The organism is Nonomuraea sp. WAC 01424, from assembly GCF_003947315.1.
Taxonomy (GTDB): Bacteria; Actinomycetota; Actinomycetes; order Streptosporangiales; family Streptosporangiaceae; genus Nonomuraea; species Nonomuraea spiralis.
This window is the reverse complement of the sequence record NZ_QHHZ01000022.1, coordinates 56800-81564: the sequence shown is the minus strand read 5'-3', so window position 1 is coordinate 81564 and position 24765 is coordinate 56800. Positions and strand designations below refer to the sequence as shown.

Genomic DNA, 24765 nt, shown 5'->3' with positions numbered 1-24765 from the left:
TCGATAACGGCACAGCCGAAAAACGAACCAGCCGCGGTTCGACTCTGCGGCGACTTTCCTGAGTGATCGAACCTTCCGCGCCTCCACGGAGTCGGTAGCGGCGAGAGGAGTTGTCTTGGATCGCAATGACAGCTTCCGTGAGTTCGTCGCCGCGCACCAGCAATCGCTGATGCGCACCGCGTACCTGCTCACGGGAGACGCCCACCAGGCCGAGGACCTGCTGCAGAGCGTCCTGCTGAAGGTGCTGCGGCGCTGGTCCCGGTTGTCGGACGTCGAACGCCCCGACGCGTACGCGCGCAGGGCGCTGGTGAACCAGCACATCTCGTGGCGGCGGCGCCGGGTCAGGGCGGAGTTCCCGACAGCCGAACCGCCCGACCGGCCGTACTCGAGCGAGGACTCCACCCTCGTACGGCTCGTCATGCGCCGCGCCCTCATGGGGCTGCCGCCTCGGCAGCGGGCGGTGATCGTGCTGCGTTACTACGAGGACCGGACAGAACGGGAGACCGCCGAACTGATGAACTGCTCGATCGGAACAGTGAAGAGCCAGACCCATTACGCTCTGGCCCGGCTGCGCGAGCTGGCTCCCGGCCTCGCGCCGAGGCTCACGGTCTCGGAGACCGAGGAGACGTACCGATGACCTGGTTGCGAGACGTCCTCGTCGATCTGGCCGCCGAGTCACCACAGGTGGATCTCGCCGAACGTACGATCGCCACGCGCGAGCACCGGCGGCGTACCGCGGTCTCGCTCCTCGCGGCCGCCATGGTCGTGGTCACCGCGCTCGGCGGAACGCTCGCCGTACGGCTGATGCCCCAGGCGCCCGCTCCGGCCACCTCGGGCAAGGACGACCTGCCTGCGCGCGGGGTCGGGCCGCTGAGCCACGCCTACAAGACCTACTGCGGGCCGGGCGGTGAGAAGGGTTCGTCACGCTGCCAGGAGGGGGAGTGGCGCGTGGTCACCCGCGGCGGCAGAACCTACCGCGTGCCGGAGGCGCTGCCGAGCCGCACCATGCAGGACAGCCCGCTGGCGATCAGCCGGGACGGCCGCAGGATCGCGTACTACGCCGCGAAGGAAGGCACCTTCCAGGTCCGCGACCTGGACTCGGGCACGAAGACCACGGCGTCGATGAAGCTGCCCCCGAAGACCTGGTTGTACAGCATCACGCGGCTGATGTTGTCGGACGACGGGCGGTACCTGGCCTTCAGCAAGGTCCCCGAGTTCAAACAGCCCGCGCTGCTCTTCGACATGAAGGACAGGGTCGTCCGCGAACTTCCGGCCCGCTATGTCCCCATCGGCCTGTCACCTGACGGAGCCACCATCACCCTCGCGGAGTACTCGCCCAACTCCCAGCTGCGAACGATCTCCAACCTGTGGCCGCCCACCTCGCAGGGCGACTCCACGGCGGTCATCCTGCCGCAGCACTACATCTTCAGCCCGCTGGCCCCCGACGGCAGGACCGTGGCGGCTGTCGAGGATCTCAGCACCATGGAGAAACCCTGCAAGACGGGGGCCTTCGTCCTGCTGGACCCGCTGACCGGCAAGAAGCGGAAGACCGTCCCCATCCGTGGCCTGTCGCCCGGCGTCAGCCAGATCTACCTGCGTACGTGGCGCAGCGCCGACGAGGTCACGGCCCTGACGACGTCCGTCCGCTGCAGACCGTCCTCGGCGGCGCCGGACGGCGCGGTCGCGCCGCCTTACGAGACCTTCACGGCTTACACGCTGAACATCAGGACCGGCGAGGCCAGGAAACTCACCACGTACAGGGCGCATGACATCTTCGGCATCGCCATGCCCGGCGCTCCCGGGGCGATATGACCGCGACCTCCCGCCTCACAGCTACCCTGTTGATCATCGAAGAAGGAGAGGCATGACGGACCAGCCGAGCTCCGCACGGACCGGCCGGACGATGGTGATCGCCACACTTGTGTCACGGATCACTGGGTTTGTCCGTACGCTGGCGCTGGTCGCCGCTCTCGGCCTGGGCACGCGGCTGCTCGACGCGTACACCGCCGCCAATGTCCTCCCCAACAGCATCTACGAGCTGGTGATGGGCGGCGCGGCGGCGAGTGTGCTGGTCCCGCTGCTGGTCCGGGTCACCGCGGACGACGGCGTCGACGAGGACCTGTTCACCCAGCGGTTGTTGTCCCTGGTGTTCTACGGGCTGTCGGCGGTCGTCATCGTGACGATCAGCGCCGCCCCCACGGCCCTCGCGTACGCGCTCGACCTGGCCGTGGGCGCGGGGCTGGGCGGTTCGTTCGCCGTCGTCTGCGCCGCGACCGCCGTCGGCGCCTGTCTTTACGTACTGATCGCCCGGCTTCTTCGTGTCAGTGAATTCACCATCCTCACGGCGGGGCTCCGCGTCCCACGTATCTGATCGAGCGTGGGGCGTTCTTGATCATGCGTGGGCGGTCAGGCTGTAGGGGCCCGAGGCGCAGGCGGTGACGCGCCAGCCGCCCGGCGCCCGCCGGGCGGCGACGTCCCTGAGTCCGGTGCCACGGACGACCGGTTGCGCGTCGCCGGGGAACCAGACGTCGAGGCCGCACCCGCTGCCTTCGCCCCGGGCCGTGAGGCTCGCCCGGTCCGACGTCAGGCCGGTCAGCCGGCCGGGGGCGGAGCGGGGGTAGGGGCGCGAGAGCTCGGCGACGTACTCGGCGGGCGGGGGCAGGTCCTTCCCGGTGGCACACTCCTCGATCATGAGGTTGCCGCCGGTCTCGGCCTCGGCTCCGGCGTGGGCGTCGCCGCACGACTGCTTCCAGACCCAGAACGCCCCACCGATGCGGTGCCGATCCTCCTGGTCGGTGTACCTCGTGATCGGGGCCGAGGCGGGGTCGCCGAACCACCCCCACTCTCCCGACCAGAGCCCGGCGCCGTAGTACTCCGCCGCCCTGCTCGCCAGCTCGAAGCCGCGCTCGATGCTCGTGACGGTGAAGCCGGTGCCCTGGTCGATGGTGATCGACTCGTTGTAGAGGTGGGGAGCGAAGACGAGCAGCCGGTCGTCGGTGAAGTCCTTGGGCACCGGGACCTCGAAACCGAGACCCGACCAGAGCACGGACGGCTCGAAGAAGACCAGGTGCGGGAAGCCGCGCCTCTCGCCCGCCCTGATGGCCTTGATCGCCCGGTCGTAGTAGCGGCCGAGCAGGACGCCGGAGGTGACCGGCGGGGCCTCGCCGAAGCCCGGTTCGTTCAGCAGGTCGTACCCGGCGACCATCGGCTCGTTCGCGAACCGCTCGGCCAGCATGCCCCAGGCGGCGACCAGGCGGGTCTGGATGCCGTCCCTGTCCTGGTAGAGGTTGGTGAAGGCGCGGGCGACGGCCGGGGAGATGTCGCGTCCGGTGAACTCGCATTTGGGGGCGCCGTCGAAGCGGTCGGCCCAGGTGGGGGCGCCGTCCCAGCCGTGCATCGGGGAACCGTTGCGGCAGGTGGTTCCGGGGGCGGCGTCGACGCCCTTCCCCCAGGCGTCCTGGTGCATGTCGATGACCGTACGCAGGCCGTGCCGGGCCGCGGCCTCGACGGCCCAGGAGATCCTGGCGAGGTAGGCCGGGTCGTACTGGCCGGGCCGGGGTTCCAGCGCTGACCAGGAAAGGGCGAGGCGGACGACGTTGAAGCCCATCCGTTCCATGCCGGCGAAGTCGGCCTCGGTGAGCGGTCTCGTCACCGCCTTGTCCGGACGCTTCTGGAAGTAGTCTTCGAGCTGGTTGACGTTCACGCCGCGCAACAGCACCTCGTTGCCGTCGGCGTCGACGATCCTGCGGTCGGCCGACAGTGTCAGCCCCTTGGTACGCGATGGCTGCGCGGTCGTGGTGCCGGGTTGCAGGAGCGGCAGGACGAGCACCGCCGCGGCCAGGACGACCGCCATCCGGGTACGCGGCAGGGTGAGGGCGGTGCCCCGTACCGGCTGGGTGGCGGGCAGAAGGGCGACGAGCACTGCGGTCGCCAGGGCGAGGAGGGCGCCGAAGGAGAGCGCGGGGGCGAGCCGAAGCATGATCGCCGGTGCCCAGAACAGGTCGCCGCCCGCCAGGTCGCCCGGGATCCCGATGGCCACCTCCACCAGGCCGAGCGTCGCGGCCGCTCCCAGCGCGGAGAGCCCGGCCACGACGGCCCGCGGCGACGTGGCGCCACCGAGGCGGCGGTTCAGTGCCCACGTCAGTACGCCCAGCAGGGTGACCGCGGCCAGGCAGCCCAGCGGTCCCGCCTCGGGCGCCGGGGCCAGCGGGGAGTCGCCGATGGCGTACCCGATGGGCGAGCCGCCCCACCACACCCCGCCGACCGACGCGGCCAGGACCACGGCCGCTCCCGCCGCCGCCCACCCCGGCCCCGAGTCCGCGGCGGGTCCGGCATCCGGCTCTGGAGAGGACGGGTCGGCCGTGGCCGGAGGAGGCGGGGCGAGGCGGCGGCGCAGGACTTGGGCGAGCCAGGTGGCGGCCGGCACCGGCAGGCCGAAGATCGCCGCCTTGACACCGGTGAAGCCGGTCGACCACGCCAGGTAGACCACGTCACCGAAGGTCATCGCCAGCGACATCACCAGCTTCGCCGCCATCGCCGACCAGACGACCGCGCCCCACACCAGCAGCGCCGTACGCAGCGGGGCACGTCCGCGCGCGACCGCCCACGTCAGCACTCCGACGCCCGTCAGGAGCAGCGGCACGTACACGGCCGGCGCGGCCACCTGCCAGAGCCCGGCGACGGGCAGCAGATCGGCACCGGTCCATGTGTACGGCGCCGCCAGCCCCGACGGGTCGAACACCGCGCCCAGCACGATGACGGCGGCCAGCACCACGACGGCGATCGGCGACAACCAGCGGTTCCTCATAGTGTCGGCGACCATACATGAGCATTGCTCACAAATGAAGGGCCAAGATCCACGACAACACGACCACCCGATCCCGTACGCCGGCCCGGCCCACGTCGGTCGAGACATCTGACCGTGTCACCGCTGCCTGCTTGAATCCTGTGATCGCCCTGGATGAAGGGACAGTCGCCGTGGCGGAGCCCATCAAGCACATGGTGGTGGAGATCAAAAGCGCTTGGAACAGCCCGATGGTGGTCGACTCCGCCGCCCTCGCCGGAGAGGACCACGCTCCCTGGGATGAGGAGTGGTCGCCGTCCGGGCTCGACGACTGGGCGCGAGCAGGACACAACGCGGTCGTCTTCGACAAGAACATGGACATCGACGCCTGCATCCGGCTCGAACTGTGGACTGACGAACCTTCCCCGACACCACCGATGTGGGATCACATGTGGGACGGCGACATCTACCTTCGGTCGGGGCAACTCCAGATCCACGACCTCCACGAGGCATGGTCGAGAGGGGACGTCTTCGACGTGGGACAGCGAGACGCCACCTGGGCTGTACGGATCCAGCACAGGCGCCTGGAGAACGACCAAGAGCCGGACTATCCACGCGACATTTACCAGGTGGATCTCTTCAAGCTGCAGTTCTGGAAGCTTGAGGCGTTCTGATCTGATTGCGTACGTCGGTGAAGTCTGCATCGGGAGGAGTGGCACGTCCTGGCACGCGCGCCGGACGGCGTACGCAATCCTCGATCGGTTCGCTGACTAGCGGCCGTACCACTCCATCAGGCAATGAGGCCATGCCGCTGCTGCCCACACTGCACCACGTCGCTCGTCCAGGTCAGCCTCGTTCTGCAAACGCTCGAAAACGGCCGTTACTCGGGATGAATGGGCTCAAGGTAGTGGCGGAGGTGGGATTCAACCCACGACCTCAAGGCACGTGAAGCCTGCCAGGACAGCCAAACCCCCACGCGGCCAAGCGTAAAGATGCTGCTTGACGCGGAACGTTCCGTTGTTACTGTGACAATGTGGCTCTTCCGGCTCGGACTCCGGGCAAGCTCAAGATGTGGACAGAACGTCTGGCCTTGGTGTCCGCGATCGCGACAATCTTAGGACTGACAATCTCGGGCGTGTTGGGTTCGGCGTGGCAAGCAGTGTGGAATGTCTTTGATCCACCCAGCCCCTCTCAGACCAAACTAGCCGGATTCGATCCCTGGTTGACAGTGGATGCTCAGAAGAAGGCCGAGAGCGCACCCACAAAGAAAGACGCCTTCTGTCAGGCAACTTCGATGGCACGACCATGGCCAGGCGGCAGGCGATGTTTCATCGAACACATCATCTACGATCCATGTTTTTACAGGTGGATTGCAGGAGATTTGGTGCTGGCCTGCACGGAGTCGCCATGGAAAGAGCCGGTCTTCGTGCGGATTCGCGGGGACCGGGCGCTCGGCGCAAGCGAAAACGATGAGCGCAAATCGCCTTCTTATTCGTCAAAGGAAGTTTGGGCGATTGAGTTGGCAAAGGGAAAAGTTCGCTGTGTGCGAGGGAGTGGGGGAACAAACCTGGAAGCAGGTGGACGCATAGCCTTCATGTACTGTGACAAGGACGCGATGATCGTGGCCGTGTCCTCAGACACGCAGCCTTGGACGGCCGACTACGCTGTACGGGGCAAAACTGCGATCGAAAGAGTACCCATCATCTCCGCATGGTTCTGAGGTCACCTTCGCTGAAGTTCTGGACTGGAAACAGGATCAGCGGATGACGCATGCAGCTAAGCATTTCGCATCATTCGATGTGGGCCAGAGGTCACGCGCCTCATCCTGAACGACTCTGAATGCCCGGGCACTGCACCTTCGACGCCTCTGAGTGCGTGTTTGAGAAGATCGTTCATGTTCGCCCTGGCGGCATGACGACTCGCGCGGATGCCGCCAGGGCGGCCGGACGCCCCTAGATCGCTACCCCTCGAACCTGATCGACGCGCAGTGGGAGCTGATCGAGTCCTTGTTTCTCGAGCGGAACACCGGCGGGCTTCCGGAGAAGTGCCCGCCCTGGCGGACCGTACTGGTGCTTCCGGTAGGGGGAACAGGTCGGAGTCACCGAGACGCCGTCGGCCGAGCTGTGCGTCAAGGGTGCCGACGCTGTCGAGTGTGACAGTCGGGGCTACGACGCGGGCAAGAAGGCCAACAACCGCAAGCGCTTCATCGCCGACACCACCGGCCCGCTCATCACCGTCGCCGTGCCGGCCGCCGGCCGGCAGGATCGCCTCGCCCGGCTGATTGCCTGCCGCCGATTGGCTTGTGACTACGAACGCGATCCCGCTGTCTCCGAAGCGATCATCCGCTGGGCGTCCATCGCTGGCATGGTCTGCCGCCCCCAGGGGGTCGCTCGGCGACGGCCCCGCTACATTTGCGATCAGAATATCCGGAAAATTCCCCTTTGCTATAAAAGCACTCAGCCTCTCCTCTCGTCATTCTTTGCCATCGCCTAATCTCATTGTGCGCGATAACATCCTGATTGGCATTTACCGCATTCCGGCCGGGATGTTTGGCGACTGAATCGCGACATGAATGGACATGTCCGTTTCGGTGTCCATGGGATCGACGTTTCGCACAATCGACGGAGGAAGATCGCCATGTTCAAAAAAATGTTGCGTTTCCTTCTCATCGGCCTGGCGGCGGGCTCGCTGCTGGCCACCGCGGCCCTGTACGCTCCGGCATCGGCCTCAACCTCCCCGACCGGGACACGTCAGAGCGTCGTCACCGTACTCGGCTACAACAGCACCGACTGGAAATACCTCCAGGTGCCGCCGGCGTCCGACGCCCCGCTCTTCTACGCACGGAACTTCGACGACAGCGGCTGGTCGAGCGGGCAGGAGGGCTTCGGCACCACCAACGGCATCTGCTCCTGGAACAAAGCCGCCAACGTCAAGACGCCCTGGGCGGTGAACACCGACATCCTGGTACGCCACTGGGTGCACATCCCGCGCGGCGCACGACAAATCCGCATTCAGGGAACGATCGACAACGACGCGAGGGTCTACTTCAACGGCCGCCTCGTTCAGGCCGTCAAGAGCGGCGGCTGCGTCGCGGGCGCGATCAACGTCGTCATTCCCGTCAGGGGCCTGGAAAGCTGCAACCTCCTGGCCATCCGCGGCCATGACTACGGCGTCGGGACCTACCTGAACGTCGAGGTCAGCTACGTAAGGCCGACCCCGTCCGCCTGAACGGGCACCCAGCACCGCCCCCGGGCCCTTCTTGAACCACGAAGGGCCCGGGGGCTCTCCGTGCCCAGGAAACCGCAGGACGGGGGCTTCCCGACAACCGCACGTACGCGTACGCGGGGGACTTTCCGGCCCCGGACGGCGAGCAGTGCGAGGAGACTCAGGCTGCGTCGTGAACGGGATCGTGAACACCACCGCCCACGGCGCTCGCGCGAGGTCGGACGGTGTCGGGCATGTCCGGATCCGAGGTCAGCGTGAGCGGAGGAACGTCAGTGCGGCGAGCACCCTGCGATGGTCGTCGGCGTCCGGGCCGAGGTTCAGCTTGGTATAGACGCTGGTGACGTGCTTGGCCACGGCGGCCTCCGACACGTACAGGCGTTGGGCGATCGCGCTGTTCGACCGGCCTTCGGCGACCAGTGCGAGGACCTCGCGTTCGCGGGGCGAGAGCGCGTCCAGGGGGTCGTGCGCGCGATGGTGGACCATCAGGTGGTGGACGACGTCGGGGTCGATGACCGTGCCTCCGGCGGCGACCTCGCGTACCGCCGCCACGAACTGGCTGATCGCGCCGATCCGGTCCTTCAGCAGGTAGCCGATGCCGCGTGTGCCGGCCTCCAGCAGTTCCCCGGCCGCGGCCGGCTCGACGACCTGCGACAGGACGAGGATGCCGAGCCGGGGATGTTCGCCCCGCAGCCGGATGGCGGCCCGCAGCCCTTCGTCGTGGAAGCCCGGCGGCATGCGTACGTCCACCACGACGACATCGGGCAGGTCGCGGGCGACGGCGTGCAGCAGCTCGTCGGCGCTGCCGACGGCGGCGAGCACCTCGCCGCCGAACCGGGTGAAGATGCCGGTCAGCCCCTCCCTCAGGAGCACCGAATCCTCCGCGATCATCAACCGCACGGCAGCTCCACCCGGATCGCCGTGGGGCCTCCCAGCGGGCTGCTCAGCGTGAGGGTTCCCTCCAGCACGCCGATCCGGTCGGCCAGCCCGTTGATCCCGCTTCCCTTCGTGGCGTCGGCTCCGCCGATGCCGTCGTCGCGCACCTCCAGGACGAGAAGCCGGTCCGACAGTCTCGCTGTGATCATGATGTTCTGCGCCTTGCTGTGTTTGATCCCGTTGGTCAGGCTTTCCGAGATGCAGAAGTAGGCCGCCGCCTCCACTCCGGCGGGCGGCCGGCGGGGAAGATCGAGATCCAGGGTCACCGGGATGGGGCAGTGGCGGGCCAGGTCGGTGACGGCGAGCGCGAGCCCCCGGTCGGTGAGCACGGCGGGGTGGATGCCCCTGATGACGCGGCGCAGCTCGTCCAGCGCGGCCTGCGTGTGGCCGTAGGCGAGGCCGATGGCCTTCGCCGTACGTTCCGGGTCTTCCCGTACGTCCAGCTGGGCCAGGCCGAGTTGCATGAGCACGGCGGTGAGCTGGTGCTGGGTGCCGTCGTGCAGATCCCGTTCGATACGCCGCCGCTCGGCCTCGAAGGCGTCCACCAGCCGGGCCCGTGACCGGGTCAGCTCGATCATCCGCTCGGCGAGGGGCGCGGCGAGCAGACTTCGTGCCAGCGCCCCTTCCGCCGCAGCCACCACCGCGAACAGGTACGCGCAACCAGCCGCCGCGGCCGGCGCCACCACGATGGCCGGAGACACACCGGACGGGAGGGACGAGGCGTAGGAGTTGACCGTCAACGCCGCCAGCGCGATGACCAGGCCGTTGACCACCGGCAGGATCGTCGCCCACAGCAGCGCGTAGCCGATCTCACGCCGGGCGGCCGGGCTCGCGAAGGAGATCGGCGTTCTCGGCTTCGGCGCGGGGAGCGCCACCGGATCGATCAGCCTCAACCGCCACCGTTCCAAGGAGGCGATCGGACCGCTCAGCACGGCGACGACGACCAGCAACGTGATCATCGCCACCACCAGTGCGGTCTGCCGCCCGAACACGGTCACCGCGACCGCCGCGCCGCCGCCGGGCAGGCTGGTCGCCAGGTAGGCGAGCGTCCGCCATGGCCACGACGACCCGAGGAACCGGAGCGGGTTCCCCGTGATCGCCTGCCACAGGGTGGTGCCGTTCTTCATCAGCCCTTGATCGTCCGGGTGACCTTGCCCGCGGCGTTCAGGAACTGGATCCGGGGATTCCCGTCCTGATCAACGCGCATCACGATGCGCGGCGCCCCCTTGCCGTCGGCGAGCGTCACGGCCGATGACTTGTCCGGGTTTTTGCCGATGAAGACCCGCTGCGGGCTCGGGTACTTCTTCCGGTACGCCGCCATCGCCTGATCCCGCTCCGGGCCAGGGGGCATCTGCTCGATCTTCCTGTACTCCTCGAAGGACTCCGGCAGGGGCGTCTCGGGCCGGTCGTCGACGGCCAGGCCGACGCCTCGTACGCCTTCTTGTTCCATGTACCGGAGAACGAGGGTCTGGTCCTGCTTGTACTGGTCGAAGGAGAGCTGGCCGACCGCCCAAGGCTTGCCGCCGTTGACGCCGTTGTCGGTGCCCAGGCCGCCGGCCTCGTCCCCTTCGCCGTTGTAGAAGGTCATGCCCGGCCGCGTGCCGGCGTTGCCCAGGTCGACGCCGTTCACGACGGCGCCGGGCGACCTGTCCTTGTTGCTCAGGACCATGCGTGGTTTGCCGTCCGGCTCCACCACGTTGATCCGCTGGACCTCGATCTCGTCGAACGTGGCCTTGCCACCGCCCTGTGCGACGGCTTCCCCGTTGCCGGCCAGGACGGCCCCCGTGAGGACCGCAGCGGCGATCAGGCCTACTCGCATCCGCCGAAGTTGCCGCTTGACCTTCACGATTTCCAGTGATGCATCCATGGCTTCGATGATCTTAGTTGCCCTGCGGGCTGACGATGGGGCTGCTTACCGATCACAGGTAGAAGTTCTTCTACCTCGGCCATCGGATGGCGGGCGAGGCCGTCAGGTCATGAAGCGTTCACCGGGAGCCGGGCGGGCACAGCTCCGCCTCCAGTTCCTTGGCGAAGATGCTGATCGGGTCGGCCCAGTCGCCGTTGACGTTGGAGACGAGCATGCGCTTGCCGTCCCGGGTGCCCATCGCGTACGTCCAGGAGCCGTGGATGAAACCCCCGTTGCCCCAGGCCGTCACCCCGCAGGACAACTTCTGGGAGAAGACGCCGAGGCCGTAGGCGGTGTTGTCGATCCAGGGCACGCCCTCGGTGGAGACGGTGGTGAACATCTCCTTCTGCTGCGCGGGCGGCAACAACCGGCCGCGCAGCAGGGCCCGGTAGAAGGTGTGCAGGTCGCCGGTGGTGGAGACCATGTCGCCCGCCGCCCAGGCCCAGGAGGCGTTCATGTCGGTGGTGTCGTGGACCTTGGCGTCGGGCCCGGTCACCTGGAGTTTCGAGTAGTGCCGTGCGTGCGGTCCGCGCAGCTTCGCCTCGTCGCCCGGCACGTAGGTCGCGGTCATGCCGAGCGGGCGGGTGATCCGCCGTGCGACCTCCTCCGCGTACGACCTGCCGGTGACCTTCTCGATGATCATTCCGGCGAGCACGTAGTTGGTGTTGGAGTAGCCCCAGGCCGTGCCGGGGGCGAAGGACGGCGGGTGGGTCATGGCGATCTTCACCAGTTTCTCGGGACGGACGACGTCGAAACGGTGATCCATGAAGGCGGGCGTGGCGTAGTTGGTGATGATCGTCTGGTCCAGGGTGTAGGCGAAGATCCCGCTGGTCCCGTTGAGCAGCCGCCTGACGGTGATCCTGCTGCCGTCGTGGCCGTTGCCGCGTACGACGCCGGGAAGCCACTTGTCCACGGTGTCGTCCAGACTCAACCGGCCCTCGGCCGCGAGCTTCAGCACCACGGTCGAGGTGAACGTCTTGGTGATGCTGCCGACGCGGAACCGGTCCTGCTGCCGGCGTTCGCGTCCTGTCGCGGTGTCGGCCACGCCCGCCGTGCCGAACCACGTTCCGCGGCTGTCACGGACGTCGGCGAGGATGCCGGGCAGGCCGTCGCGGGCGACGGCCTGGTCGAGCACCCGCTGAACCCCGGCGTGGTCGTCGGCGTGGTCGTCGGCCACCGCCGGCGACGCGTTCACGGTCACGACGGCGGCGGCGAGCAGGCAGGCGGCGGTACGGAAGATCCTGGTCATGAGTCGATCGCCCTGCTTTCCAAGGGAGGCGCACAGGCGGCCGGATCGACCGGCTGTACGTGGACGGTGGTGTCGGTGCGCCGGGTCGCGCTGATACGGATGTCGGCCACGGGGGTCACGCGCCGAAGGAGATGCCGAACTCCGCTTCGATGACCTTGAACATGAGGTCCCAGGACTTCCATTCGGTGTTGGTGTGGACGGCGACGGTGTGCCGGCCGTCGGGAGCGCCGACCGCGAAGAAGTAGGAGCCCCACAGGCTGCCGCCGATGCCACGCAGCGCCCGGCCGCCGGTCGCCCCCTGGTCGAACTCGAACAGGCCCAGGCCGTAGCGGGTGTGCGGCATCCAGTAGCCGCCCTCGGTGGAGACGGTGGTCCACATCTGGCGGTGCTGGGCGGGCGGCAGCAGGCTTCCGGTGGTCATCGCCTCGAAGAAGCGGATCATGTCGGACGTGGTGGAGACGACGTTGCCGGCCGCGTAGCCCGCCGAGGAGTTGAACTCGGTGACGTCCAGGGGTGGCAGGCCGGGCTCCTCCATCAGCGACTGCCAGTTCTCCGGGGTGAGCGCGGCGGGGTCGGCGCCGTCCTTGAGGAACTGGTGGGAGTAGCCGCGCGGGTGCGGGTCGGGGTAACCGGTCTCGGCGGTGGGGCGTACCCGGGTGCCGGTCAGGCCGAGCGGCCGGGTGACTCTGCGTTCGACCTCGTCGGCGTAGCTGTTGCCGGTGACCTGCTCGATGATCGCGCCGGCGATGTGGAAGCCGCCGTTGGCGTACTCGAAGCGTTCGCCGGGCGCGCCGACAGGTGGCTGGGACACCGCGATCCGCAGCAGTTCCTCGGTGCTGAAGGTGTCGAAGCGATGCCGGTCGAACCCGGAGCGGGTGGCGTAGCGGTGGCTGACCTCCGGGGCCAGGCCGGTGGGGAACAGGCCGCCGGTGTTGCTGAGCAGGTGCCTGATGGTGATCTTGTCGCCGTCGTAGCCGTTGACGTCCAGGACGCCGGGCAGATGGGCGTTGACCGTGTCGTCCAGGCCGAGACGGCCCTCGGCCTCCAGGGTCAGCAGTACGGCGGCGGTGAAGGCCTTGCCGCTGCTGCCGGTGTGGAAGTACTCGCCCGGCCGGCGCGGGGAGCCGGTCCGGAGGTCGGCCACGCCGGCGGTGCCGGACCAGGTACGGTCACCGTCCCTGACCTCGGCGACGATGCCGGGGATGTCGGTCTCGGCCACGGTCTGGTCGAGCACCTGCTGCACGTTCTCGTACGTTGTCATCGCACTGCCTTCCGGGTGGTTCGTTCGATGTCCTGAACGATGTCCGGCGGCTCTGACAGGCGGCTTATATCCCGCTTCCAAGCAACATCGGCGGGCTGTAAGAGCGTGCTTGATCGGTAGCCTGGCGTGCATGCGGATTGAGGTGCTGGGCCCGGTTCTGGCGTACGCCGACGACGGCGCGCCGATCGACCTGGGCGGCACCAGGGTGCGCGCGCTGCTGGCCAGGCTGGCGCTGGCCGGGAACGAAGTGGTGTCGGTCGATTCGCTGCTCGGGGGCCTGTGGGGGGACGACTCGTCCGGGGGCACCGTCAACGCCTTGCACGCGCTGGTCCACCGGCTGCGCAAGGCCCTGGCCGAGGCCGGAACCGTGGAGACGGTGGCCGGCGGTTACCGCCTGCGGCTGCGCGCCGAGGACGTCGACGCGGCCCGGTTCGAGGAGCTGGCCGGGCGCGGCGGGCGCGAACTGGCCGCCGGTGACGCGGGGCAGGCGGCCTCGCTGCTGGACGACGCGCTGGCGTTGTGGCGCGGGGACGCGCTGGCCGACGTACGCGACATCCCCTTCGCCGGCACGGCCGGCACACGCCTGGACGAACTGCGTGTCGGAGCCACCGAAGACCGCTTCGAGGCGGAGTTGCGGCTCGGGCGCCACGGCCGGATCCTGGCCGATCTGGAGGCGGCGGCGGCGTCCCATCCGCTGCGGGAACGGCTGGCCGGGCTGCGCATGCGGGCCCTGCACGCGGCCGGCCGCCGGTCCGACGCGCTGGCCGTGTACGACCAGGTCCGCGACACGCTCGCCGAGGAGCTCGGCGTCGACCCGTCCGAGGAGTTGCGCGAGACGCACCTCGCCGTGCTGCGCGGCGAACTGGACGTGCCCGAGACGGGACGGATCCGGCCGCAGGCGGTGCGCGGCCGGCTGCCGGCCCAGCTCACCAGCTTCGTCGGCCGCGAGGCGGAGTTGAGGTTGCTGGCCGGGTCGCTGGAGGCGTCCCGGCTGGTCACCGTCGTGGGACCCGGCGGAGTGGGCAAGACCCGGCTCGCCGTGCAGGCGGCTAGCCGGCACCGGGCCCATCGGCGCGGCCGGGTCTGGCTCGCGTCCCTGACCGCGGTGGGCACGGCCGACGGGCTGGTGGAGGCGGTGCTGGGCGTGCTCAACGTCGCGGGGGCCCAGCCGGCCGGCACGCCGCTGGAGCGGGTGGTCAACCTGCTCGCCGGTGGCGAGGGCCTGCTGCTTCTGGACAACTGCGAACAGATCTCCGCGGCCGTCGCGGAGTTCGCCGGGCAGCTGCTGGAGCGCCGGCCGGACCTGACCGTCCTGGCCACGAGCCGGGAGCCGCTGGAGGTCATGGGGGAGACGTTGTGCCGCCTGGGGCCGCTCGACCTCCCACCGGCCCACGCCGGTCCCGAACGCGCCTCCGCGTCGGCCGCGGTACGGCTGTTCCTCGATCGGGCGGCAGCCGTACAACCCGGCTTCGTCCTGGACGGGACGACCGTGGCGCCGGTCGTGGACATCGTGCGCCGGCTGGACGGGCTGCCGCTGGCCCTCGAACTGGCCGCGGCACGACTGCGGACCATGAGCGCCGAGCGGATCGCCCGGCGGCTGGACGACCGGTTCCGGCTGCTCAGCACCGGCAACCGGACCGCCCAGCCCCGCCAGCAGACCCTCCACGCGGTGATCGAATGGAGCTGGGACCTCCTCACCGCGCACGAGCGCACTTTGGCCGCCCGGATGTCGATATTTCCGGCGCGTACGGGCATCGCCGTGATCGAGGCCGTCTGCGCGGATCCGGATGGGACGCTGCCCCCGGACGAGGTCGTCTACCTCCTGGACTCCCTGGTGGACAAGTCCATCGTGGAGCGGGACGGCGACACGTACCGGATGTTGGAGACCATCCGGGCCCACGCGGCGGGGAAGCTCCGGCTCTCAGGGGAGGGTGACGCGGTCCTGCGCGGGCTCACGCGGTACTTCGCCGGCCTCGCCGCGGAACACGAACCGCTGCTGCGCTCGGGCGGGCAGGCGCGGTCGTTGCGGTTGTTCCAGGCCGAGTACGACAACCTGACGTTCGCCCTGCGAACGGCGATCGACGGCGGCGACGCCCCGGCCGCCGCCCGGATTCTCGCGCCGCTCTACTGGTACTGGGTCATGCACCGCTACGACGCCCGCGCCGAGGCATATGTCGCCAAGGTCGCCGAGTTCGGCGCGGCGCTGCCCGCGGACGACCGGGCCGCGTTCACCGCGATCCACGCGGTGGGCGTCGCGGGCGGGCCGATCGACGACCCCGGGCGGCTGCGCGCGCTCATCGACGACTGCGCGCGTACGGGCGCGCTGCGCCGCCATCCGATGTTGCTGACGATCGTGGTGGTGATGGCGGCGGTCTCAGGGCTGGACGACCTGCTCGACCAGGAGATCCGCCGGGTATGCGGCGGCTCGGACCGCTGGGCGACCGCCTGCACCTTCATGATCGAGGCCATCCGTCACCGCGAACGAGGCGACCGGACGCGTTCCGCGACCGCGCTGACCACGGCACTGCGCCTGTTCGAGGAGGTGGGCGATCGGTGGTGGGCGGCGAAGGCGCTGTACGGCCTGGCCCATATCGACGCCATCGCCGGTGACCACGACCAGGCGATCGCCGCCTACGAGGACAGCCTCGCCATCGCCACCGACCTCGGCTCGCAGGACGAGGTCTCGACCCGGCTCGGGCTCGCCACCGAACGTATGCGCGCCGGCGACCTGACCGGCGCCCGGCACGACATCGACACCGCCGGACGAACGGCCGGGCAGCGTGGCCAGCCGGTGCTGGAGATCGAGGTGCTCGGCGTCCTGGCCGAGTGGCACCGCCGGTCGGGAGAGGTCGTACGCGCCGATCAGGAGCTCGACCGGATGGAGACGCTCCTGCGCAAGCTGCCCCTGTCGCCGCAGGCCGTCGACAATCGGCTGTTTCCGGCGCGGATGGCCAACCTTCTCACCGCCGGCGACGCCGTACGGGCCCGCGAACTGCTGCCCCGAGCCGTCTCGGCGGCACAGGCGATCATGGACGCCCCGGCGGCCGCTCAGCTCCTGGCCAGGCTGCTGTTCCTGGAGGACGATCCGGTGGGCGCCACCACCGCGCTCGGCCTGAGCCAGGCCATCCGCGGCGCCTTCGACCACGGCGACACCGAACTGCGCCGCCTCGCGGACGTGCTCGCGGACCTGCTCGGCCGTACGGGCTACGCCACCGCCTACCGGCGCGGCGCCGACCTGACCCCGCACGAGGCCACCGACCGCCTGGCGCAGCTCCGGGCGGACGGCGGCATCGCGTGTCGGTGAAGTGTCCGGTGTCAGGCGACTGTCACTCCGCCTTCGGTGGAGTCGGTGGAGCGGCTGAGCTCCTCCCAGGCGTCGAAGTCGTCCTGGACGCGTCGGCGCCCGGCGGCGATCAGCCGTAGCGCGTCCGAGCCGAGCAGGAGGTGCACGGGCGGCTTCTCCACGTCCAGGAGGGTGAGGATGGCCTCGCCCGCACGGTCGGGGTCACCGATGCCCTGACCCGCGAGGGCCTGGCGGCGGGTCCGGATCGGGTCGAACAGCGCGTCGTAGTCGGCGATGCTGCGTGGCGCGCGGACCAGCGACCTGCCTGCCCAGTCGGTCTTGAACGCGCCGGGAGCCACGGCGGTGACCCGTACGCCGAACTGGGTGACCTCTTGGGCGAGGGTGTCGGTGATGCCTTCCAGGGCGTGTTTGCTGCCTTCGTAGAACGCCAGTCCGGGGAAGGTGGTGTGCCCGCCCATCGAGGTGATGACGAAGATGTGGCCGTCGCGCCGTTCCCGCATACCGGGCAGGACCGCTTTCACGGTCGCCACCGTGCCGAACACGTTGACCTCGAACTGGCGGCGCAGATCGGCCATCGACGACTCTTCGAAGGTGCCTTCGAGCCCGTACCCGGCGTTGGCCACGAGCACGTCGATCGGGCCCAGTTCCGCTTCGGCGGCCCGCACCGTGGGGTCGATCCGGTCCGCGTCGGACAGGTCGAGGATGAAGGCCCGCGCGTGGTCGGGGTCCAGTGCCTGGAAGGCGGCCGCGTGCCGCTCGGTGCGTACGGTGCCCGCGACCCGGTGCCCGGCCGCCAGGGCCCGTCGGGCGATGGCCAGTCCGAGGCCGGTGCTGACGCCGGTGATCAGGAATGTCTTGCTCATTACGGATGTCCTTTCGTAGATGCATGTCAGGCCGCGGGTGCGTGGGCACGGCGGCATCGACCCTGCGGGTATGGCGGGGTCGTGTGCGGGTGGATTTGGTGCTGGATCGCCCGGTTCGGACGGTGGTCAGGACTCGGCGGCGGTGCCCTGGGCGGTCGCGGTGGCCGGTTCGCTGCCCCAGCTGGCCAGCAGCCGCAGGCGCTCCTCGGACGGCGAGCCGGACGGCGCGCAGTAGACGACGAGCGACTGGCCCGGGTCGGCGACCGAGGTGAAGATCTCGTACTGCAGTTCCAGGTCACCGACGACGGGGTGGTGGAGGCGTTTGAGGCCGGTGCTGCGTTCCTGGACGCGATGTTCCGACCACCACGCCGGGAACTCGGGTGAGCGCATCATCAGCTCGCCGATCAGGTTGGCGATGTGCTGATTTCGCGGCTGGGCGGCGGCGGCCAGCCGCAACCCGTGCACGTAGTCGCGGGCGACACGTTCCCAGTCGCGCCACACCAGGCGAGCACGCGGATCCAGCAGCGTCCAGCGTGCCATGCTGCGTTCCCGGCGCGGCAGCGCGGCCACCTCGGGGAACAGCAACGCCCACAACCTGTTCCCGCCGACGACGGTAAGGTTCCGATCACTGACGAAAGCGGCGGCCAGCTCCATCGACTCCAGCACCTGCCGCAGCGCCGGTCGTAGTTGTGAGGCGTGCTCGGCCCGGTTCTTGTGCCCGGCTGTGGTGCCCGCGAGGGCGAACAGATGCCGCCGCTCGATGTCGTCGAACCGCAGCGCGTCGCAGAGGGCATGCAGGACCTGTTCGGACGGCTGCCGGGCGCGGCCCTGTTCCAGCCGGGTGTAGTACTCGGTGCTCACCCCGGCCAGCTGCGCGACCTCACCGCGCCGCAGACCGGCGACCCGGCGACCGGCGCCGAACTCGACCGGCAGACCGATCTCGTCCGGAGTGATCCCGGCACGGCGGGCCCGCAGAAAGTCGCCCAAGTCGTTATTGCCCATGCCCTAAGTCTGCTCTTGGCCCAGCCGATACCCAAGGGCATAGCTGACCCTGCCGGTACTACCCACCAGGTCGTACGAGGGGACGCGACTCGGCCCGCCGTGACCTGCGCCTTTCACGGCACCGGAAGCCGTGTCAGGGTGATGTCAGGTCCGTGTCGGGTCTCGGGGCCACGATTCTCGGCATGGACACAGCAATGCAACCCCCGGCCGACGCCCAAGGCGCCCAGCCGAGAGGCTTCGCCGGGAAACTCCTCGCCGACCGTCACTCCGTCCCGTTCTCCATCGCGCTGCACCTGGTGCCCGGCGCGCTCATCGTCGCCGCGTACACGTTCGTCGCCGCGCCCCTGGTCCGGGCGATCGAATACCCGATCTTCATGGCCTGGGCCATCGCCCTCGCGATCGTGCTCTTCCCGCTCCAGCTGTTACTGCTGTGGCTGGGCAAGAAGAAGACCGGCCGGTTCACGATGAAGGGCGTCGTCCGATATCGCGACAAGCCGGTCTCGCGGGGCAAGGTCTTCTGGCTCGGCGCCGCGTGCCTGGTGTGGATGACCGTGGTCTCGCTCGCGCTGACCTCGTTGGACAACCTTGTCTACGACTGGTTCTTCACCTGGGTGGACTACCAGGGCGCCGGCCCCGACGGCACCACCTACCTCCAGGGCTACTCACCGCAACTCGTGCTCACCACGCTGCTCATCTGCGCGCCGTTCACCGGCTTCACCCTGCCCCTGATCGAGGAGTACTACTTCCGCGGCTTCCTGCTGCCCCGACTTCCGCAGCTCGGCAAGTGGGCCCCGTTCTTCAGTGTCTTCTTCTTCGCGGTGTACCACTTCTGGGCCCCTTGGACGGTCCTGTCGAAGCTCGTCTTCCTCTTCCCGGGTGTCTGGCTCGCCTGGAAGAAGCAGGACATCCGCATCTCGATCGCCATGCATCCCGGCACGACGCTGCTGATGAGCGTGGTCGGCATCATCGCCCTCGCCACCGGCGCCTACTCGATGTGAGCCATCAGGGAGTGGAAGCCGTCTCGCGTTCGGCGAGGTATTCGTCGAGAAGGTCGAACAGGGTGTCGATGACGAGTTCTTCCTGCTCGGCGGGCAGGTCCGGGCCGTCCAAGGTGGTCAGAGCGATGTGGCGCACCTGTGCTCGCCAGTGAAGGCTGCTCGCCGCGCCGCGACGGGCGACGAGCCATTCCGTCCATCCCTGCAGGCCGGGTCCACCGTGGCGTCTGGCGTGCTGGTCGTAGCCCTCAAGGAACGCCACCAGGCCCTCCAGCCGACCGCCGGCAACGAACATCCCCCGCAGGCGCCTGACAGTGGCGAAGTACTCGCGCTCGCTCATCTCGGTCAGAGGCTTGTTCATGATCGATCTTCTCACCTGCGGCCGCAGTCTGGGGGAGCCGACTTTATCGGCATTTAACCGACTTTCCGCCCGGTCCGATATGTCATGAAATGTGGACGCATGCCGTTTTGCGTGATCTCTTGGCAGAGTGTCGCGGCGCGAACGGCGCCCGTTCGGAAACGGAGGCAGCATGGACCTGCACGAAGAAGCCCTTGACCTGGACGCGCTGGACGTCGCCACCGTGGAACTCCCCGGCTCCGAGGTGCTCGTCGAGGCCGTGGCCATGGGACTGGGCAACACCGAGATCGGCGCTTCGGGATGCACCTCGGGTAAGAGCTGGCTCATCTAGCAGAGCGGCGCGATCCGCATGGCGATCCGGCGTCGGCGTTCGGACATCGTGGTGGTCAGGGTCGCCGCCCTGCCCGCGGCCGTACTGGACGACCTGCGGTGCGGCCATACCTGGCAGACCGTCCAGGAGATCCTCAAAGGGCAGGACGCGCTGGCCGCGGAAGGGCGGGCGCTCGCGCTCGCCCTGGAGCCGTGCATCGCGGACGTCCCCTCCGGGCAGGTCAGGTCCCGCCTGGTCGCGCTCCGCCGGGCGCTGTACAACGGACGCCGTCCTGCGGCGTTCGCCGGCTCGGCCGAGCTTCCGGCCGAGCTGGACCGGCGGGTCCAGCGGTGGCTGGAGACGTCGGGAGAGAACGAGCGGCTGCGCGCCGCGCTGCCCGCCCTCCTGGACGAGGAACGCCGGGACAGGCACCGCAACCTTCGTAAATGGGCCTCGGCCGACGTCTTCACCCACGGCCTGGTCCAGGCCAGCCCGTCGCTGGCCGAGGTGTTACGACGCTGGCTCGACGCTCCCGTCGCCGCGCCGTCCCGGCGGCTGGACCTGCGGCTGAGCCGGTACCTCGCGCGGGTGGCGGCCAAGACGAGCCCGTACTCGACGTTCACCATGATGGGGCTCGGGCGCTGGGACCCCGGGCCGGAACCGGTCACCGCGACCGGCGAGGGGAACTGGCGCGTCGCGGCCGAGCCCGACCTGTGGTTGCTGCGCAGGCTGCTCGGCGACCTGGCCGCGACCGACGACGACCTCGAGGCCCGCTTCCTGGTCAGGCCCAACGCCGGCCTGACCAGGGAGGGTGACCGCCTGTGGTACCTCAGCCGTACCGAGGACGCCTACCGGAGCGTCCGCGCCACGCCGCCGCTGCGTACGCTCCTGAACTCGCTGACCGACGGGACCACACTCGGCGAGGCACGGCGGTTCGTCCCGCCGGACACGCTCGCCCGGCTGATCGAGCTGGAGGTGCTGGAGACGTTCGCGCCGGTCGCCGACCAGTCCGCCGCCCACCTCGCCGACCTGGCCCGCAGGCTCGCGCCACATCCCGCCGCCGACGCGCTCACCGCGTTCGCCCGGGTGGTGGCCCGCGCTCCCGGCGCGGCGGGGCTGTCCGGGCAACTGGCCCTCCAGGACGAGGCCCGCACCGCGCTGCGCCACCTGACCCCGCCCGGCACGCGCCTCCCGGACAAGAACCTCTTCCGCGACAACGCCGTCTTCGCCTCGCCCGCCGTGCGCCTGGGAGAGGGGGCCTGGCGGGCGGCGCTGGACGACCTTCACCTGCTCCGTGAGCTGCTGGGGGTCTTCCAGCGCGACAACGAGATCCGGCTGCTGGCCGCCGACCTCTTCGTGCGGGCGTCCGGCGCCGGGGCGCAGGTCCCGTTCGTCCGGTTCCACCGTACGCTGGCCGCGCAGCTCGCCACCCCCGAGGGCCAGGCGCTGCACGCCCTGCTCTATCGCGGCGGTGGTGTGACGGCCGAGCACCTGAGCGCCGTGCCCGAGGCGGTCGAGCTGCGGCGATACCGGGACCGTACCCTGACCGTGCTGCGCGAGGAGCCGGAGGCGTTGGCCCGCTGGTTGTCCGCGCGGCCGGGCAGCGCCCGGCCGGTGCGCTCGCTGGCGTGCTACGTGCAGGTGTTGCCGGGGGACGGGCCCGTGCGGCTGGTGCTCAACAGCGTGGCCGCCGGTCACGGCGCCGCGCGCAGCCGGGTGCACCGGCTCCTGGCGGTCGCGGGGTTGTCGCACGAGCCGAATCCCCCCGAACCCGACGGCGACGGCCTCGCGGTCGAGCTGACGGGATTGTTCGGTCACAACGTCAACCTGCGCTCGGCCACGACCGCCCACGAGCTGAGCTATCCGGGCGCGGTCTCCGACCGGCCGCCCGGCGCGCGCCTCACGCCGGCCGAGCTGGCCGTCCGCCACGATCCCGCCGCCGGGGAGCTTGAGCTGGTACGCGCCGCCGACGGCCGCCGCGTCCTGCCACGCCACACGGGCCTGATCGCCACGCCGTTCCTGCCGCGTACGGCCCGGCTGCTGCTGCACCTGTTCGGCGACCAGCCCAGCGTCGCGGTGCCGACCTGGGCGCTGTTCGCCGAGCCGCCGCCGCTCACGCCCGAACAGGTCGTCAGCAGGCCCAGGGTGTGGCTGGGCCGGGTCGTCGTGGCCCGCGCCACCTGGTACGCGGCCACACCCGCCGTCCCGCGCCGCCGGCCGGGCGACCCCGAGGCCGAACACCTGCTGACACTGGCCCGCTGGTTCGCCGCGTACGGCATCCCGCCCTGCTGCTTCGTCTTCTCCCTGGACCCGGGCACATGGGGACAGGACCCCATGCGTACGGCGCGACTGGCCAAACCGACCTTCCTGGACCTGGCCGACCCCTCCCTGGTCGCCGCCTTCGACCGGCAGCTCGGCGACAGCGGCGCCTGCACGGCGTTCCAGGAGGTGCTGCCCGAGCTGGGCGACGGCCACGTCACCGAGTACGTGGTGGAGGTGGGCGATGGCTGAGCCGTGGATCTCGCTGCACGCCTTCCACCGGGGCGGCACCGACCGGCTGATCACGCAGGCGGTCGGCGGACTCGTATCTTCGCTCGCCGCCGACAGCCTGCTGAGGGGCTACTTCTTCCTGCGCTACTGGGAAGGCGGGCCGCACCTGCGGCTGCGGCTCCTGCCCTCCGCCCACCCGCTGGAGGTGGCCGAGCGCGCCACGGCGGCGCTGGAACGGCATCTCGCCGCCCACCCCTCGCCGGCCTCCTGGGACCCCGGCCAGTACGCCGCCACGGCCGAACGGTACGCCAGAGCCGAGCACCTCCTCCACTACGACCGGCGGGTACGCGTCCGCGACGGCGTGGAGGCCATCGCCTACCGCCCCGAGTACGGCACGTACGGAGGGCCGGAAGCGGTCGAGGCCGCCGAGCGGCACTTCCACGACTCCAGCCGCATCGCGCTCGCCCTGCTGGCGGGCCAGCTCGGCCCCGGACGCCGGGCAGGGTTCGCCGCCGCCGCTCTGATGCTCGCCCTGGCCGCCTGGGAACCGGACCCCTCCCGCCTCGCCCGTACGCTCCCCACCGCCCGAAACCGTCCGTCCGCCCCACGAGACGCGCTCATGGTCCAGCTTCTGCGCAGTCACCGCATCGCCACCGGCGAGGAACGCCCCGGCGCCCGCGATCCGCTCGGCGCCTGGTGGTGCTCGATCGACACCCTGCGCCACCGCGTCCTGGACCTCCAGGCCACCGGCCGATTCAATCCCGAACCCGCACAGTCCGCCTTCGTGCCCCCCGGCGTCACCCGGCCGCGCGGCGACCTGCTGATCCTCCTCCTGCGCTGCGTCCACCTGCTGTGCAACCGGCTCGGCCTGCCGCCCGCGCACGAGTCGCACCTGCGTCACCTCGTCGGCACCACCTACCGCGAACTGGAGCACCGGTGAACGACCTCACGACCCCCTGGCACAGCCTCCAAATCCGCTACTACCAGACCGACCAGGACGGCCTGATCCTCGACGCCGTGCGACCGCTGCTGGAGGAGCTGGGGGAGCGGGTGCGGCAACCGTACTTCGTACGTCATTGGCGGCGCGGGCCGCACCTGCGCCTCAACCTCCGCGCCCCCGACGACGCCTGGCGCGAGGAGATCCTGCCGCTGGCCACCGACCGGCTCGGCCGCTACCTGCGCGACCACCCCTCCCGGACGGTCCCGGACGAGGCCGCGCTGGAGCAGGCCCACCGGGCGCTCGCCGTCCGGGAGAGCGATCACGGCCCGCTGCGGCCGTGGTATCCGGACAACACCCTCCAGACCGAACCGTACGAGGACCGCCTGCACGTGCTCGGCAGCCGTACCCTGCGGGACCTGCTCGACTCCTACCACGCCGAGAGCACCCGGATGGCGTTCGGGACGCTGGCCGCCATCCGCCGGGGCGAGCTGCCACTCTTCCAGCTCAGCCTCGACCTGATGATCGCCTTCGCGCACACCAGCGTGCCGCCGATCTCGCGCGGGTACATGTCCTTCCGCTCCCACGCCGACGCCTTCGCCTCCTACTGCGTGGACCGCGACGGCGTACGCGCCGGCTTCGAGGCGAAGTACCGCGAGCACGAGCGGCAGCTCCGCGCCCTGGTACGCCGCCGGGTGGCCGAGGTGGACGAGGGCCGCACCCCGCCGCACGTACGCGAATGGCTCGACTACATCCAGCACAGGAAGGCGATCGCCGCGCCCCTCATCCGCGACAAGAAGATCGACCTGGACGCCGCGGCACCCGAACCCGAGATGCGCCAGCTCCACCCCATCGACTTCCACGAGGTCCTGCTGGCCACCGGACGGTACAAGAGCGAGGTGCTCGGCTCCGACTGGTTCCTCGGACACCGGCTGGCCATCAACATGCTCTACGGCCACCTGGCCAGACTCGGGCTCGCGCCGCTGCAGCGCTACCTGTTCTGCCACCTGATCGCGGCAGCGGTCGAGGCCGAGTACGACGTCTCACCCGTCGAGAAAGCCGCGGCCTGGGCACGTTCCTGACGCCACCGGCTCTCCTCCTTGGAAGATCCCGTACCGGGGCCGAATTTGTCGGAGCGCTACGCCATGA

General features: G+C 69.8%; 21 protein-coding genes. 12 read left to right on the top strand and 9 right to left on the bottom strand.

The annotated features are described in order from the left end of the window. Nucleotides 1–115: 115 nt before the first annotated feature. From DMB42_RS44775 to DMB42_RS44765, 3 genes are read left to right on the top strand one after another with little or no spacing between them, the layout of a single operon-like run. Nucleotides 116–637: a SigE family RNA polymerase sigma factor gene (locus tag DMB42_RS44775; RefSeq protein ID WP_125645918.1), complete on the top strand. Its 522-nt coding sequence runs from the start codon at nucleotides 116–118 to the stop codon at nucleotides 635–637. Next, a complete protein-coding gene (locus tag DMB42_RS44770; protein ID WP_125645916.1) occupies nucleotides 634–1812 on the top strand; it encodes a hypothetical protein in 1179 nt (392 codons plus the stop codon). Before DMB42_RS44775 ends, DMB42_RS44770 begins: the two co-directional genes overlap by 4 nt. 52 nt (nucleotides 1813–1864) lie before the next feature. Next, entirely contained in the window at nucleotides 1865–2371 is a 507-nt protein-coding gene (locus tag DMB42_RS44765; protein WP_125645914.1) for a lipid II flippase MurJ, read from the top strand. A 21-nt stretch (nucleotides 2372–2392) separates the two neighbouring features. On the opposite strand, the gene DMB42_RS44760 is transcribed toward DMB42_RS44765, so the two are convergent. After that, the gene (locus DMB42_RS44760) at nucleotides 2393–4807 is read right to left on the bottom strand and encodes a glycoside hydrolase family 5 protein (protein WP_125645912.1); all 2415 of its coding nucleotides are present in this window, start codon (nucleotides 4805–4807) and stop codon (nucleotides 2393–2395) included. Between the two features lie 140 nt (nucleotides 4808–4947). On the opposite strand from DMB42_RS44760, the gene DMB42_RS44755 reads away from it, so the two are divergent. The 3 genes from DMB42_RS44755 to DMB42_RS44745 all read left to right on the top strand — a co-directional run bounded on the left by DMB42_RS44755 (nucleotide 4948) and on the right by DMB42_RS44745 (nucleotide 8011). Continuing rightward, complete coding sequence (locus DMB42_RS44755) at nucleotides 4948–5457, top strand: hypothetical protein (protein WP_125645910.1); 510 nt, start codon at nucleotides 4948–4950, stop codon at nucleotides 5455–5457. A gap of 359 nt (nucleotides 5458–5816) precedes the next feature. Next, nucleotides 5817–6503: a hypothetical protein gene (locus tag DMB42_RS44750; protein ID WP_125645908.1), complete on the top strand. Its 687-nt coding sequence runs from the start codon at nucleotides 5817–5819 to the stop codon at nucleotides 6501–6503. 848 nt (nucleotides 6504–7351) lie between these two features. Next, a complete protein-coding gene (locus tag DMB42_RS44745; protein WP_125645906.1) occupies nucleotides 7352–8011 on the top strand; it encodes a hypothetical protein in 660 nt (219 codons plus the stop codon). 246 nt (nucleotides 8012–8257) lie between these two features. On the opposite strand, the gene DMB42_RS44740 is transcribed toward DMB42_RS44745, so the two are convergent. The 5 genes from DMB42_RS44740 to DMB42_RS44720 all read right to left on the bottom strand — a co-directional run bounded on the left by DMB42_RS44740 (nucleotide 8258) and on the right by DMB42_RS44720 (nucleotide 13357). Next, nucleotides 8258–8896, bottom strand: coding sequence for a response regulator transcription factor (locus DMB42_RS44740; RefSeq protein ID WP_125645904.1), 639 nt, complete (start codon nucleotides 8894–8896; stop codon nucleotides 8258–8260). Then, a complete protein-coding gene (locus DMB42_RS44735) occupies nucleotides 8896–10068 on the bottom strand; it encodes a histidine kinase (protein WP_125645902.1) in 1173 nt (390 codons plus the stop codon). Before DMB42_RS44735 ends, DMB42_RS44740 begins: the two co-directional genes overlap by 1 nt. Continuing rightward, nucleotides 10068–10808 (bottom strand): hypothetical protein, encoded by a 741-nt coding sequence (locus DMB42_RS44730; protein WP_125645900.1) that lies wholly within the window; start codon nucleotides 10806–10808, stop codon nucleotides 10068–10070. Before DMB42_RS44730 ends, DMB42_RS44735 begins: the two co-directional genes overlap by 1 nt. Nucleotides 10809–10926: 118 nt before the next feature. Next, nucleotides 10927–12096: a serine hydrolase gene (locus DMB42_RS44725; RefSeq protein WP_125645898.1), complete on the bottom strand. Its 1170-nt coding sequence runs from the start codon at nucleotides 12094–12096 to the stop codon at nucleotides 10927–10929. Nucleotides 12097–12211: 115 nt separating this feature from the next. Continuing rightward, nucleotides 12212–13357 (bottom strand): serine hydrolase, encoded by a 1146-nt coding sequence (locus DMB42_RS44720; protein WP_125645896.1) that lies wholly within the window; start codon nucleotides 13355–13357, stop codon nucleotides 12212–12214. Nucleotides 13358–13487: 130 nt separating this feature from the next. Between DMB42_RS44720 and DMB42_RS44715 the strand changes: the two genes are divergently transcribed. Continuing rightward, nucleotides 13488–16661, top strand: coding sequence for a BTAD domain-containing putative transcriptional regulator (locus DMB42_RS44715; RefSeq protein WP_125645894.1), 3174 nt, complete (start codon nucleotides 13488–13490; stop codon nucleotides 16659–16661). Nucleotides 16662–16672: 11 nt separating this feature from the next. On the opposite strand, the gene DMB42_RS44710 is transcribed toward DMB42_RS44715, so the two are convergent. After that, nucleotides 16673–17524, bottom strand: a complete 852-nt coding sequence (locus tag DMB42_RS44710; RefSeq protein WP_125645892.1) for an oxidoreductase — start codon at nucleotides 17522–17524, stop codon at nucleotides 16673–16675. A 126-nt stretch (nucleotides 17525–17650) separates the two neighbouring features. Continuing rightward, a complete protein-coding gene (locus DMB42_RS44705) occupies nucleotides 17651–18526 on the bottom strand; it encodes a helix-turn-helix transcriptional regulator (protein ID WP_125645890.1) in 876 nt (291 codons plus the stop codon). Between the two features lie 182 nt (nucleotides 18527–18708). On the opposite strand from DMB42_RS44705, the gene DMB42_RS44700 reads away from it, so the two are divergent. Further along, the gene (locus DMB42_RS44700; RefSeq protein ID WP_221762646.1) at nucleotides 18709–19524 is read left to right on the top strand and encodes a CPBP family intramembrane glutamic endopeptidase; all 816 of its coding nucleotides are present in this window, start codon (nucleotides 18709–18711) and stop codon (nucleotides 19522–19524) included. Nucleotides 19525–19528: 4 nt separating this feature from the next. Here the strand turns inward: DMB42_RS44700 and DMB42_RS44695 are convergent, their stop codons facing one another. Next, on the bottom strand, nucleotides 19529–19882 hold the full coding sequence (locus tag DMB42_RS44695) for a hypothetical protein (protein WP_125645888.1): 354 nt from the start codon (nucleotides 19880–19882) through the stop codon (nucleotides 19529–19531). A 169-nt stretch (nucleotides 19883–20051) separates the two neighbouring features. Between DMB42_RS44695 and DMB42_RS53815 the strand changes: the two genes are divergently transcribed. From DMB42_RS53815 to DMB42_RS44680, 4 genes are read left to right on the top strand one after another with little or no spacing between them, the layout of a single operon-like run. Next, complete coding sequence (locus tag DMB42_RS53815) at nucleotides 20052–20210, top strand: hypothetical protein (protein WP_185845188.1); 159 nt, start codon at nucleotides 20052–20054, stop codon at nucleotides 20208–20210. An 18-nt stretch (nucleotides 20211–20228) separates the two neighbouring features. After that, nucleotides 20229–22700, top strand: coding sequence for a lantibiotic dehydratase (locus tag DMB42_RS44690; RefSeq protein WP_125645887.1), 2472 nt, complete (start codon nucleotides 20229–20231; stop codon nucleotides 22698–22700). After that, a complete protein-coding gene (locus DMB42_RS44685; protein ID WP_125645886.1) occupies nucleotides 22693–23619 on the top strand; it encodes a lantibiotic dehydratase C-terminal domain-containing protein in 927 nt (308 codons plus the stop codon). Before DMB42_RS44690 ends, DMB42_RS44685 begins: the two co-directional genes overlap by 8 nt. Continuing rightward, the gene (locus DMB42_RS44680) at nucleotides 23616–24698 is read left to right on the top strand and encodes a thiopeptide maturation pyridine synthase (RefSeq protein WP_185845187.1); all 1083 of its coding nucleotides are present in this window, start codon (nucleotides 23616–23618) and stop codon (nucleotides 24696–24698) included. Before DMB42_RS44685 ends, DMB42_RS44680 begins: the two co-directional genes overlap by 4 nt. Nucleotides 24699–24765: the final 67 nt, after the last annotated feature.